General features: G+C 35.1%; 14 protein-coding genes. 11 read left to right on the top strand and 3 right to left on the bottom strand.

The window, feature by feature from the left end:
• Window positions 1-2: 2 nt before the first annotated feature.
• Window positions 3-578, bottom strand: coding sequence for a CYTH domain-containing protein (locus ACFPM4_RS04370; protein WP_144922471.1), 576 nt, complete (start codon window positions 576-578; stop codon window positions 3-5).
• Between the two features lie 162 nt (window positions 579-740).
• Between ACFPM4_RS04370 and yjbM the strand changes: the two genes are divergently transcribed.
• Genes yjbM through ACFPM4_RS04355 form a run of 3 tightly spaced genes read left to right on the top strand, consistent with a single transcriptional unit; the run spans window position 741 to window position 3,133 of the window.
• A complete protein-coding gene (yjbM, locus tag ACFPM4_RS04365; protein ID WP_382348051.1) occupies window positions 741-1,379 on the top strand; it encodes a GTP diphosphokinase in 639 nt (212 codons plus the stop codon).
• 28 nt (window positions 1,380-1,407) lie between these two features.
• Entirely contained in the window at window positions 1,408-2,211 is an 804-nt protein-coding gene (locus ACFPM4_RS04360) for an NAD kinase (protein ID WP_144922465.1), read from the top strand.
• Window positions 2,141-3,133, top strand: a complete 993-nt coding sequence (locus ACFPM4_RS04355; protein ID WP_382348048.1) for an RluA family pseudouridine synthase — start codon at window positions 2,141-2,143, stop codon at window positions 3,131-3,133. Before ACFPM4_RS04360 ends, ACFPM4_RS04355 begins: the two co-directional genes overlap by 71 nt.
• A gap of 34 nt (window positions 3,134-3,167) precedes the next feature.
• Here the strand turns inward: ACFPM4_RS04355 and prpE are convergent, their stop codons facing one another.
• On the bottom strand, window positions 3,168-3,905 hold the full coding sequence (prpE, locus tag ACFPM4_RS04350) for a bis(5'-nucleosyl)-tetraphosphatase PrpE (protein WP_382348045.1): 738 nt from the start codon (window positions 3,903-3,905) through the stop codon (window positions 3,168-3,170).
• 201 nt (window positions 3,906-4,106) lie between these two features.
• Between prpE and mgtE the strand changes: the two genes are divergently transcribed.
• The 4 genes from mgtE (at window position 4,107) to ACFPM4_RS04330 (ending at window position 8,908) form a co-directional block, all read left to right on the top strand.
• Window positions 4,107-5,477 carry a magnesium transporter gene (gene mgtE, locus ACFPM4_RS04345; RefSeq protein ID WP_382348042.1) on the top strand — a complete coding sequence of 457 codons (1,371 nt, stop codon included), beginning with the start codon at window positions 4,107-4,109 and terminating at the stop codon, window positions 5,475-5,477.
• Window positions 5,478-5,498: 21 nt separating this feature from the next.
• A complete protein-coding gene (locus ACFPM4_RS04340; RefSeq protein WP_382348039.1) occupies window positions 5,499-7,346 on the top strand; it encodes a monovalent cation:proton antiporter family protein in 1,848 nt (615 codons plus the stop codon).
• A gap of 119 nt (window positions 7,347-7,465) precedes the next feature.
• Complete coding sequence (fabI, locus tag ACFPM4_RS04335) at window positions 7,466-8,248, top strand: enoyl-ACP reductase FabI (RefSeq protein WP_144922450.1); 783 nt, start codon at window positions 7,466-7,468, stop codon at window positions 8,246-8,248.
• 114 nt (window positions 8,249-8,362) lie between these two features.
• On the top strand, window positions 8,363-8,908 hold the full coding sequence (locus tag ACFPM4_RS04330; RefSeq protein ID WP_382348036.1) for a CotO family spore coat protein: 546 nt from the start codon (window positions 8,363-8,365) through the stop codon (window positions 8,906-8,908).
• 53 nt (window positions 8,909-8,961) lie between these two features.
• On the opposite strand, the gene ACFPM4_RS04325 is transcribed toward ACFPM4_RS04330, so the two are convergent.
• Window positions 8,962-9,489: a CotY/CotZ family spore coat protein gene (locus tag ACFPM4_RS04325; RefSeq protein ID WP_382348033.1), complete on the bottom strand. Its 528-nt coding sequence runs from the start codon at window positions 9,487-9,489 to the stop codon at window positions 8,962-8,964.
• A gap of 119 nt (window positions 9,490-9,608) precedes the next feature.
• On the opposite strand from ACFPM4_RS04325, the gene ACFPM4_RS04320 reads away from it, so the two are divergent.
• The 4 genes from ACFPM4_RS04320 to spoVAD all read left to right on the top strand — a co-directional run bounded on the left by ACFPM4_RS04320 (window position 9,609) and on the right by spoVAD (window position 12,281).
• Window positions 9,609-9,965, top strand: a complete 357-nt coding sequence (locus tag ACFPM4_RS04320; protein ID WP_382348030.1) for a DUF1360 domain-containing protein — start codon at window positions 9,609-9,611, stop codon at window positions 9,963-9,965.
• A 341-nt stretch (window positions 9,966-10,306) separates the two neighbouring features.
• The gene (locus ACFPM4_RS04315; protein ID WP_382348027.1) at window positions 10,307-10,786 is read left to right on the top strand and encodes a sporulation protein; all 480 of its coding nucleotides are present in this window, start codon (window positions 10,307-10,309) and stop codon (window positions 10,784-10,786) included.
• A gap of 1 nt (window position 10,787) precedes the next feature.
• Window positions 10,788-11,264, top strand: a complete 477-nt coding sequence (spoVAC, locus tag ACFPM4_RS04310; RefSeq protein WP_144922438.1) for a stage V sporulation protein AC — start codon at window positions 10,788-10,790, stop codon at window positions 11,262-11,264.
• Entirely contained in the window at window positions 11,265-12,281 is a 1,017-nt protein-coding gene (spoVAD, locus tag ACFPM4_RS04305) for a stage V sporulation protein AD (RefSeq protein WP_382348024.1), read from the top strand.
• The last annotated feature ends 26 nt before the right edge of the window (window positions 12,282-12,307 follow it).

Here is a 12,307-nt window from a genome sequence, read left to right as displayed (position 1 = left end):
TCTCACCTCATTTTTTGTTCATAAAGACGGGCAATTTTACTTAATGTAGGTCTCACTTTAATATTATACTCCATTAATAACTGTCTGAAAATATCATTTCCCTCATCCCAATTAGCTACTTCATATTCTATCTCAAAATCTTCTTTCCCTAAATAATAGCTATGATCAAAAACTAATGTTCCGTTTTTATAGGGAATTTCTGCACGATCAGTACGCAATGAACCAACACATTCAATTTCATCTTGCTCAATTTCCATTTTTCGTAGTTCATTGAGTACTTCACATGGTGGGAAGTGGCTATATGTCATAATCTCCTTAACTTGATGTTCAGTAAGATGATCATTTATCTCCAGTAAACCTTGACCTTGAGGAATCTTTAAAGTTAACTCACTTCTATTAGGGAGTTCTCTAATTCTTAAAGCAGCACCAACATTCCTTAATGAAAGTAGTTTTGTATCAAAGTAATGATTAATTTGAGTGAAGAAATCCTTTTCTGAAATCTGAAATGACTCGATCAGATAGTCAAATTCCGATTTCGATACAATATTTTTAAATTCAATTTCCAAGTTTCTTGACATACGTATGTCCCCTTACAAGTTCTTATCAGTATTATCCTTTTAAATTCTCTTTGTTTCAATTGTTTTTAATAGGAAAATATAATGTTTATGCTAAAATAAAGAGGCGATTATTCTATTATAAATGATTGAGATTGTGTTTAACTTTGAAGAGGTGACATGTAAGTGAACAATTGGGACCAATTTTTAGCACCATATAAACAAGCAATTGAAGAATTAAAAATAAAGTTAAAGGGGATGAGACGCCAATTTGAACAAGAACATACTCACTCCCCAATTGAATTCGTAACGGGTCGTGTGAAGCCGGTTGCTAGCATATTAGATAAAGCAAGGATTAAGAATATTCCACTGGATAAATTAGCGACAGAAATGCAAGATATTGCAGGGCTACGCATGATGTGTCAATTTGTAGATGATATTGAAACAGTGGTGAAATTACTGCGAAATAGAAACGACTTTCGAATTGTAGAAGAAAGAAATTATATTTCTCATAAAAAACCAAGTGGCTATCGCTCTTATCACGTTGTTATTGAATATCCTGTTCAAACAATTACAGGGGAGAAGAAAATATTAGCTGAAATACAAATTCGAACTTTAGCGATGAACTTCTGGGCAACTATTGAGCACTCTTTAAACTATAAATATAAGGGGCAGTTTCCAGAAGAAATTAATAAACGACTTCAAGGTGCTGCTGAGGCAGCATTTCGTCTGGATGAAGAAATGTCAAAAATAAAAGATGAGATTCAAGAAGCTCAAGTTTATTTTACAAAAAATAAGGAAACGGGAAAAAAGATCGATAAGTAGTACAACTTCCTATGAAAGGATGAGTATTTTGAGATTTGCTATAACTTCAAAAGGAAATCCAGAATCAAATGCACTAAAGCAAAAAATGAGAACGTATTTAGAAGACTTTGAACTAATATATGATGAGGGGAAACCAGATATTGTTATATCGGTTGGCGGTGATGGAACATTGCTATACGCGTTTCATCGTTATAGTTCAAGATTAGATAAGACTGCATTTGTCGGAGTGCATACTGGTCATTTAGGATTCTATGCTGATTGGGTACCAAGTGAAATCGAAAAATTAGTGATCGCTATAGCGAAAACACATTACCAAGTGATTGAATACCCGTTATTGGAAACAATTATTCGTTATCGACATGGTGGTAAAGAAACAAGATATCTTGCATTGAATGAATCTACAGTGAAAAGTCTTGTAGGTACTTTTGTTATGGACATTGAGATTAGGGGAGATCATTTTGAACGTTTCCGTGGTGACGGATTATGTATTTCTACTCCATCTGGTAGTACGGCGTATAATAAAGCATTAGGCGGAGCTATCATCCATCCATCTTTACATGCAATTCAGTTAACTGAAATAGCTTCCATCAACAATCGTGTCTTTCGTACAGTAGGTTCACCACTTATATTGCCAGATCATCACACAGTTGTTTTAAAGCCAGTTAAGGACTTTGACTTTCATGTAACAATTGATCATTTAACTGTTATGCACCGAGATGTGAAGTCTATACAGTTTCGTGTGGCCGATGAAAAAGTGCGTTTTGCTAGATTTAGACCTTTCCCTTTCTGGAAAAGGGTACACGATTCATTTATTTCAGATGGGACTAATTAACGTGCAGGAGCAATTTACATTAACCTGGCATATTACCGATGATGATATTGGTAAAGAGTTAAAAACTTTTTTGAAGGAAAAAAACATATCTAGTAGAGCGTTAACTGATATTAAATTTTCGGGTGGATTCATTAAAGTAAATAATGTAGAAAAAACAGTAAAATATAAATTGCAGCAGTTAGATATAGTGGAAGTTGTTTTTCCAATGGAGGATAAGAATCAACAAATGCTAGGGGAGAACATACCTTTAGAAATTTTATATGAGGATCGAGACATTTTAGTGATAAATAAGCCTCCATATATGAATACAATTCCTTCGCGGGAGCATCCAACTGCAAGTTTAGCAAATGCACTTGTTCATTATTATGAAAGCACGGGAATCCATGCAGCTATTCATATTGTCACTAGGCTAGATCGTGATACATCAGGGCTAGTATTAATTGCAAAACATAGGCATGCGCATCATCTCTTGAGTATCATGCAACAAAGACACGAAATTAAGCGATATTATGAAGCATTTGTCGGAGGCATTGGGTTAGAAGAAATGGGGACCATTCACGCTGCAATTGGTCGCAATCCAAATAGTATTATCGAGAGGGAAGTTAGAATGGATGGGCAATATGCAGTGACACATTTTCAAAAGCTCGTTGAGTATCCTTCCTTTTCTCATGTTAGACTAAAATTAGAAACTGGTAGAACCCATCAGATCAGAGTTCATATGGCATTTATTAATCATCCATTAATTGGAGATGATTTATATGGTGGTGATGTAGTGTTGTTGGAGCGTCAGGCGCTTCATTGTTCAGAGATTCAGTTTCACCATCCATTTCAATCAAAATTATTGCAACTTACTGCTCCATTGCCTGATGATATGAAGCAATTACTGCAACTAAAAGAATCCTTCCAAAAAGAATCATTGTGATTTTTTTGGAAGGTTTTCTTATGCTGTCAAATGCTTAATCAATTTTATTAAACTTCTCTTGTATAAATGGAAGGCTGGATGGTACTGAAATTGTTTCATTTTCTGGATAGCGAAGTGCGGTTAATTTTCCACCAAAGACAGCACCGGTATCAATGTTTATTGTATTTCCTACTCGCCTTGGTTTATCAACAGGTGTATGACCATAAACAATAAGTGCTTTCCCTTTATAATGTTTTGCCCAATCTCTTCTAACAGGCATGCCATTGTCATGAAATTCTCCAGTAATATCTCCGTATAATACAAACTTTTCAACGCTTTTATTTTGCTTACCGATATAATCTTCTCTTATCCCGGCATGAGCAATCACAAGTTTACCATCATCTAGAATGTGGTAAAGTGGAGACGATTCATAAAGTTCCATAAACATTTTTTTGACATGATTTTCTTTTTTAAAGGAAAGTGCTTTTAGTTCAGCAACAGTAGTTTCAAGACCATGAGTAATTTGTACTTTTCTACCTAAGAAATAACGGTAAAGTTTATTACAGTGATTTCCCGGCACATAGAACGCATCCTGTTTCTTCCAAAGCTTCCAAACGATTTCAATCATTTTTAAAGAATGTGGACCACGATCCGTAATATCTCCAACAAACGCAAGTTTCCGACCATCAGGATGTACGGGAATATCATCCGTCCAAACATAGTTTAATTGTTCAGTTAATTGTTTGAATTCTTCATAACATCCATGAGTATCCCCAATAATATCTAATTTCATTTCATCACCTAAAAAGTATCAACTTTGTACATTTTATAGGATAACCTTTTCAAATGGAACTATAACAACTTTTCATTTATAATGCTTGTATGGAAAAAGAAGATTGGATACATGATTATTTCGTTAATGTTTCTATTTTTGGAAGACAAATGCTTTCTAATTTGTTAGGATAGTGTGGACAATGGAGAGGAGGGCTTCATCATGCAAGTAAATGAAGAAGTAAATGAACAAATAAATGAGCAAATATTAATTCAGGCTGTAACGGAAGATGACCTCCAAACTTTTCGTGAAGAATTTCTGAAACTACATCATTTTGATCAAGCCCAATTCTTTTTTCGAGTTGAGCCAGAAATTAGGTTAAAAATCTACCATTATCTATCACCTAAAGAGCTAGCAGATTTCTTTGAAATGTTAGAAATAGATGATGATGAGTATAAAGATATATTAGCAGAAATGGAACCAAAATATGCTGCTGATATGTTAGCAAATATGTATGCAGATAATGCGGTTGACGTATTAAATAATCTAGATAAAGATCAAGCTGCAAGTTACCTAACAATTATGGATAAAGTAGCTGCTCAAGACATAAAAGGCTTACTCCACTATGCTGAATATACAGCAGGAAGTATCATGACAACGGAGTACATAGCAATTTCTCAAAACCAAACCGTCCGTTCTGCAATGCAAATATTAAAAAGCTTGGCTCCAAAAGCAGAAACTATTTATTATGTATATGTTGTTGACGAAGATAGTAAACTTGTTGGAGTATTATCATTAAGGGATTTAATTATTAGTGATGATGATACAATGATCGCTAATATTATGTACGACAGAATCATCTCTGTTTCCGTAGGAACGGACCAAGAAGAAGCAGCAAGGCAAATGCGAGATTATGACTTATTAGCCTTACCAGTAGTCGATTTTCAAAACCATTTACTGGGTATTATTACAGTTGATGACATCATTGATGTTATTGATGAGGAAGCATCAGATGACTATTCGAAACTTGCTGGTGTATCTGATATGGATAAAATTGATCGCAGTCCATTTACAGCTGCTAAAAAACGTCTACCCTGGCTAATTATTTTACTATTCCTAGGGATGTTTACTGCGAGTTTAATTGGTCGCTTTGAAGATACTCTAAATCAAGTATCAATCTTGGCTGTATTTATTCCGCTTATTGCAGGAATGGCAGGAAATACTGGAACACAAGCATTAGCTGTTGCAGTACGTGGAATCGCGACAGGTGAACTAGAAGAAGCAAATAAGTTTAAGCTAATCATTCGAGAAGCGGGCACAGGACTAATAACCGGTTCTATTTGCGGAATCGTAGTGACTCTTGTTGTATTTGTTTGGAAGGGAGAGTTGTTTCTAGGTTTTCTCGTAGGCGTGTCTATTTTATCTTCTTTATTTGTTGCAACGATGGCCGGAGCACTTGTCCCATTAGTAATGCATAAGTTGAAAATTGACCCAGCAGTTGCCTCGGGACCTTTTATTACAACGATGAATGATATTACATCCATTTTGATTTATTTTGGTTTAGCAACCATGTTTATGAGTTATTTAGTTTAAAAAGAAAGTTGGTACTTTTTTATGGAACATGAATCTTTAAGCTCGCTTGTTATTGTGTTGATTGTGGCATTCTTAACTCCATTTATTTTACATCGATTTCGATTAGCTTTTATACCTGTCGTAATTGCAGAAATAATTATGGGTTTAATTATAGGTAAGAGTGGTTTTGACTTAATTGAAGGTGGATCATGGCTGGAAACATTATCGACATTAGGGTTTATTTTTCTAATGTTCTTAAGTGGAGTTGAAATTGATTTTTCAGCCTTTAAAACAACCAAAAAGAAAATAATTTTGCCAAATGGAAAAGTAGAGCCCAACCGTCTAGGTGTTTCTATGATTATTTTCCTAGGAATATTTATTGCATCAGTTGGATTGTCGTACCTATTTGTTGCAATGGGATTAATCGATGATATATTCCTTATGACATTAATTATTTCTACGATCTCACTTGGTGTTGTAGTTCCTACTTTAAAGGAAGCAAATATAACAAAAACTGGGATAGGGCAAATCATCTTATTAATTGCTGTTATCGCTGATTTAGTAACAATGATCCTTCTTGCAGTCTTTGTATCCATTTCTGGTGAAGACCAAGGCAATATGTGGTTGTTACTAATCTTATTTGGCGCTGGAGTATTAATCTATTTCATTGGAAGACGCTTTAAAAATCGCGCATTAGTAGAGAAGTTATCAACTGGTACAACGCAAATTGGTACTAGAGCTATCTTTACGTTAATTATTGTATTAGTGGCATTATCTGAAACTGTCGGTGCAGAAAATATACTAGGAGCATTTTTAGCTGGAACACTTGTATCTCTTTTAAATCCAAAACAAGAAATGATACACCAGCTAGATTCATTTGGTTATGGATTCTTGATACCTATCTTCTTTGTAATGGTTGGTGTAGAACTAGACTTATGGTCACTTTTGAGTGATAAAAAGATGTTGCTCTTTATTCCATTATTATTAATTGCTCTTCTCATATCAAAAGTGATACCAGTTTTGATATTAAGAAAATGGTATGATCTGAAAACTGTAATGGCATCTGCTTTTTTACTAACCTCTACACTGTCACTTGTAATCGCGGCAGCAAAGATTGCAGAAGGTATGGAGATTATTACACCGGAAATGAGCGGGATGTTAATTTTAGTTGCTGTAATTTCTTGTATTATCACACCAATTTTCTTTAGAAAGTGGTTTCCAAAAGAAAATGGCTATGAGAGAAAACAAAAAACGGCCTTTATTGGTGCTAATCAGTTAACACTACCGGTTTCAAAAGAATTATCAACAGATCTATTTGAAACAACCGTATTTCATAAAAAGCTAGAAAAACCAGATTCCCAAGTTACAGATTCTGCGTTTAATATTGTGGAACTAGAAGATTATTCAGAAAAAGAACTAGAGACTGCAGGAGTATTTGATTCTGATATTTTATTCATATCGACAGGTGATGAGGAATTAAATTCCTTGTTAGCAATAAGTGCAAAAGAGCGTGGTGTTGAAAGAGTTATTGCACGTATCGAAAGTCCGGATTTAGAAGATACACTGGAAGAAAATGAAGTAGAAGTATTCTCAACAATTCTGTCAACGACGGTACTTATGAAAGCCTTAATAGAATCACCACATATTGCAGATATCATGACAAATAGGGAAACTGCTCTATATGAGATTGAAATGACAAATCGAAATTATGATAATATGAAGCTCAGAGAATTTCCATTTATGGGCGATGTAATTATTGTTCGGATTTTCCGTGGCAATGATTCACTAGTGCCGCATGGTGATACAGAACTGCATATGCAAGATCGATTAGTCGTATCTGGAACAGAAGAATATGTAGATGAATTAAAAAGAGAACTTCAATATTCGTAACACTAATGAGCACAAAAGATGAATTCTTTTGTGCTCAGTCTTTACAACATAGAAACTTCTCGTGTATGATTAGTACTAGGTACTAATAACTTGTATTAAAATTAGGAGGATATAAAATCATGACTCTTTCTTTAAATGGAAAAACGTATGTAGTAATGGGTGTAGCGAATAAACGTAGTATTGCATGGGGAATTGCAAGATCTCTACATAGTGCAGGAGCAAAACTAATCTTCACATATGCTGGAGAAAGACTTGAAAAAAGTGTCCGTGAACTAGCAGATTCATTAGATGGTGAAAAGTCACTCGTATTACCTTGTGATATTACAAAGGATGAAGATATTGACAAATGCTTCCAAAACATTAAGGAAGAAGTAGGTCATATTCATGGAATTGCTCATTGTATCGCATTTGCAAATAAAGAGGAATTAAGTGGTGAATATTTAAATACAACTCGTGACGGGTTCTTATTAGCACAAAATATTAGCTCTTATTCTCTAACAGCTGTATTAAAAACAGTACAGAATTTAGAAATTATGCCAGAGGGCGGCAGTGTAGTAACAATGACTTACCTCGGTGGTGAACGTGTCGTTACAAACTATAACGTAATGGGTGTTGCAAAGGCATCCCTTGAAGCAAGTGTGAAATACCTTGCAGCTGATTTAGGAAAATATGGTATTCGTGTAAATTCGATTTCTGCTGGACCAATCAGAACTTTATCTGCAAAAGGAATTAGCGACTTTAATAGCGTATTGAAAGATATTGAAGAAAAAGCTCCTTTACGTAGAACAACAACGCCAGAAGAGGTTGGCGATACAGCATTATTTTTATTTAGTGACTTAGCTCGTGGAATTACTGGTGAAAATATCCACGTAGATAGTGGCTACCATATTATGGGAGTATAATAAAAAGCAATTGTCATCATCGGATGGCAGTTGCTTTTTTATATTCATTCTGAAACATTAGCCCATTTGTAGCATACATATAAACGAAGTAAAAAGAAGAGGAGGTGCTCCTTCATGGAGGATCAATCAATACAAAAAAAAGGGGAACCTTTATTATACATTCATCAGCCAAACTTTCCGAAACCAGTAATAAAAATGCAAGATACATTTATCACCTCTAGGGATATACAAAGAGAAGTCGAAGGCATTAATCTTAATACACATAATCAAGATACTCATACTCTTGATGGTAATGAAGTGGTTAACAACGAAAATAGTGTTAAAGAAGAAGTAGTACAAAAAAAAGCAGCTGATTATTTCCGAGAGCAATCGATTGAACAAGGGAAAGATGTGAAAGTCCCAGATTTGAAAGAAAGAAAGACGTGGAAATTATCTCCGGTAAAATCATTTAGAAGCATGTCTATACCAGAAAAGCTTCAATATTTATCAAGATTCCCAAAAAGTCAACCACCATATGCTTGTGAATTTATCACTGAATCGAATAGGGCTCGTGGTTTTCTAGATAGTTTTGGTGAAGGGAAAGTGGGCATACGAAATTCCCAAGGAGAAATAGTGGAATTACAAGTGAATGAAATTAAAGGCATACGCATTATTTTATAAAACTCAGAATAGAAAAATGGAAATGGAGAATTTTCTCCATTTCCATTTAATTTTTACTCACAAATTTCTAAATCAACATCAGCGATACATTGTACTGCACAGAAGCAATGAAGATCTACTGTAATACAGCTGTTGCTTCTAGCCCAGTGACGAACTGAGCATAGTTCTTCATAATCGATTTTGCCGTTATTCATTATTTTAACAACAGTTGTTCTATCTTTCTTAAGTGGGATGAGTACACGTAAAGTAGCACAGCAGTTATCGAAGATTTCCTCTACTCTAAAGTAAACAGAAACACACTTTCCATCATGACCTCTAAAGAGTCCTTTGAATAGATCGCCATCTTTATTTGTTAACGTGAATACACGTGTATCTGCACGTTCACGGGTTGGAAGTGCTAGGTCGCCAAGAGGCTCAATAAAGCAGCTTGATGTACAGCTTAAGCACTCATCTTCTACGGCTTCATCTTGTATATCTTTTATAGCGCGTACTACTTGACATACACAACCTGAAGTACATCCGCAGTGGTTGTTTCTATCTACCCCAAGCACATCGCTTGATTCCATATCTTCAAAACCCATAGTTCATTTCCTCCTTATCATAATTGATTCATTTACACTAATAACATATTAGAGTAGAGACAAATGAGTTACAGACAGATACCCATTTTGGGAAAATAGGCAGGTTAGGAGTGGAGAAAATGGATATTTCTTGGTTACAACTTGTGTTAATTGTTCTAGCGGTGTTTAGAATAACAAGGTTGATTGTATATGATCAGATAACGGCTTTCATAAGGGCACCATTTATGGAGGAATATGAGGAGGAAATGGAGGGAGGGGAAACAGAAGTTTATTTAATTCCCCGGAGTAAGGGGATTCGTGGCTGGATTGGTGAATTGCTTAGTTGTTACTGGTGTACGGGAGTTTGGGTAGCAATTGCTGTTTTCATATTATGGAAATTCAATCCCAACATTGCTGAACCAGTTATTCTCATTTTTGCATTTGCAGGGGGAGCTGCAATCATCGAAACAATTATACAAAGAATTCTTTCGGATTAAGGCTATTATAAAGACCAATCATTCTATTACCACATAAAATATAATGAAAGCTGCTTTTGAAAAAAACATTAGGAAGTGAATAAATAATGCAGAGACCACAAGGAAATCAAAGGCCAGTTACACCTCCTACTCCTAAGAAACGTGGATGCGGTTGTGGTAAGCGAATAAAAAAGCAACCAAAAAGACCTCAATAAAAGAAAAAATAAGGGATCACAAAAAATGTGATTCCTTTTTTTTATTATTCAATGTACATCTTCTTCCTACATATTTTCATTCATAATTTATCGATAGTGGTAAAAAATATTAACATGTGTTGATGTTTTTTAATTTGGGAGGGCCTTATGCGTAAAAAAATGATATGTGTAGTGCTTATAGCATTGTCACTGTTACTGGTTGGTTGTTCTGCTGCATCTAAAAATGACGGAGATAAAGCAAAGGGTGCATTAATGAAGTCTATTAATCCTGCTCCAGTTGAAATTAGCTATCGTGACAAATATAAATCGATTGCATTCCAAGTTAGAAAAGATGTAAAAGATTTTGATGAAGTTTATGATGTTGCAATCATTGAAGGTGATAAAGATGTAGTTGTCTCGTACAAAGTAAGACATCTATATCGCTTTAACATGAAAAAAATCGAAAAGAAAATAACTGATTTTTTACATGAAAAATACCCTGATAATCAGTTTATCGTTTCAAGTGATTACAAAATTTTCCTGGAAACAATTAGATTAAAAGAAGATCTTGAGACAAACAATATATCCGCTGATGATGCGAAGAAAAGATTAGATAAAATAATTAAATTACAGAAGGAAATGACTTAAAATGCCCAGTAAGAATAAGACAAAAACGCCAGAACAAATTGAATATGATAAATTGCAAAAACAGCAAGAATTAAAAAGACCTGTTCTAAAAAATTGTATCCGCGCCTTTTGGGTTGGTGGGACTATTTGTCTCATTGGTCAAGCAGTTAGTTATTTTTATATATATTTCTTTGATTTCACTGAACAGACAGCAGGAAATCCTACAGTATCCACGATGGTATTTTTCGCCATGCTACTTACGGGCTTTGGTATTTATGATAGGCTAGGTCAATTTGCAGGCGCTGGTAGTGCAGTCCCAGTAACAGGTTTTGGAAATGCAGTTATTTCTTCTGCTATCGAACATCGGTCCGAGGGATTCGTTTTAGGAGTAGGAGGTAATATTTTTAAATTAGCTGGTTCTGTTATTGTATTTGGTGTCTTTTCTGCATTTGTCGTGGCCTTAATAAAAACAATCCTTACAACATGGGGAGGGTTTTAATTGCTACAAGGTGCTCAAACATGGGTATTTAATAATAAACCAGTAATTTTGTCAACAGGAGTAGTAGGTGGCCCATTTGAAAAGGATAGTAAATTATCAACCGATTTTGATAAATTTCATGATGACTTATGGATGGGACAAGATTCCTATGAAAAGGCGCAACGAATCTTATTAGAAGATGCCGTTGAAATTGCATTACGGAAGAAAGCACTCAAGGAAGAGGATGTACAATTTTTCTTAGCTGGCGATTTAATAAATCAAATAACACCGACTAGTTTTGCAGCTCGAACAAATCAAATTCCTTATTTTGGTTTGTTTAGTGCATGTGCAACATCAACAGCAGGATTAGCACTCGCATCGCTTATCGTCAATAGTGGTGGAGCAAAATACGTTCTTGCAGGAGCAGCAAGTCACAACGCATCTGCTGAAAAACAATTTAGATATCCAACAGAATACGGTGGACAAAAACCACCTACAGCACAATGGACGGTGACGGGAGCTGGGGTGGCCTTAATTGGTTCCGGTGACTTAATCTCCAGTCCTTATCCTCGAATTACAGCTGCTACAATTGGAAAAGTAGTAGATATGGGTTTAAGTGATCCTTTTAATATGGGGGGAGCAATGGCACCAGCAGCTGCAGATACGATTCAACGACATTTTTTTGACTTACAATTAGATCCGAGTCATTATGATTTAATTGTAACAGGAGACTTAGCTCAAATTGGACGAAATACAGCATTAAAACTATTCGAGCAAAAAGGACTGCAAATAAAAGATGAACAATTTAAAGACTGTGGCTTACTGTTATATGATGATGATCAAGAAGTCTTTGCAGGTGGAAGTGGCCCGGGTTGTTCTGCTGTCGTAACGTATGGTCATTTATTAAATCAGATGAAAGCCGGAGTTTATAAGAAAATATTATTTGTTGCTACAGGTGCGTTATTATCACCTTTATCAGTACAACAAAATGAAACAATACCGTGTATAGCACATGCAATTGCAATTGAGTTTGAGTAAGTAGGTTGTTAGAAAGGATTGAAAGC

Origin of the sequence: Lederbergia graminis (assembly GCF_042655485.1) — a bacterium.
GTDB lineage: Bacteria > Bacillota > Bacilli > Bacillales > Bacillaceae_C > Lederbergia > Lederbergia graminis.
The sequence above is the reverse complement of the archived record's forward strand: the minus strand, read 5'-3'. Positions and strand labels throughout refer to the sequence as shown.

Bases quoted from the DNA above. Each gene is read 5' to 3' on its own strand.
- ACFPM4_RS04320 (WP_382348030.1), top strand. From the start codon at position 9,609: ATGGATATTTCTTGGTTACAACTTGTGTTAATTGTTCTAGCGGTGTTT.
- ACFPM4_RS04370 (WP_144922471.1), bottom strand. From the start codon at position 578: ATGTCAAGAAACTTGGAAATTGAATTTAAAAATATTGTATCGAAATCG.
- ACFPM4_RS04315 (WP_382348027.1), top strand. From the start codon at position 10,307: ATGCGTAAAAAAATGATATGTGTAGTGCTTATAGCATTGTCACTGTTA.
- ACFPM4_RS04330 (WP_382348036.1), top strand. From the start codon at position 8,363: ATGGAGGATCAATCAATACAAAAAAAAGGGGAACCTTTATTATACATT.
- spoVAC (WP_144922438.1), top strand. From the start codon at position 10,788: ATGCCCAGTAAGAATAAGACAAAAACGCCAGAACAAATTGAATATGAT.
- mgtE (WP_382348042.1), top strand. From the start codon at position 4,107: ATGCAAGTAAATGAAGAAGTAAATGAACAAATAAATGAGCAAATATTA.
- ACFPM4_RS04325 (WP_382348033.1), bottom strand. From the start codon at position 9,489: ATGGGTTTTGAAGATATGGAATCAAGCGATGTGCTTGGGGTAGATAGA.
- ACFPM4_RS04340 (WP_382348039.1), top strand. From the start codon at position 5,499: ATGGAACATGAATCTTTAAGCTCGCTTGTTATTGTGTTGATTGTGGCA.
- fabI (WP_144922450.1), top strand. From the start codon at position 7,466: ATGACTCTTTCTTTAAATGGAAAAACGTATGTAGTAATGGGTGTAGCG.
- prpE (WP_382348045.1), bottom strand. From the start codon at position 3,905: ATGAAATTAGATATTATTGGGGATACTCATGGATGTTATGAAGAATTC.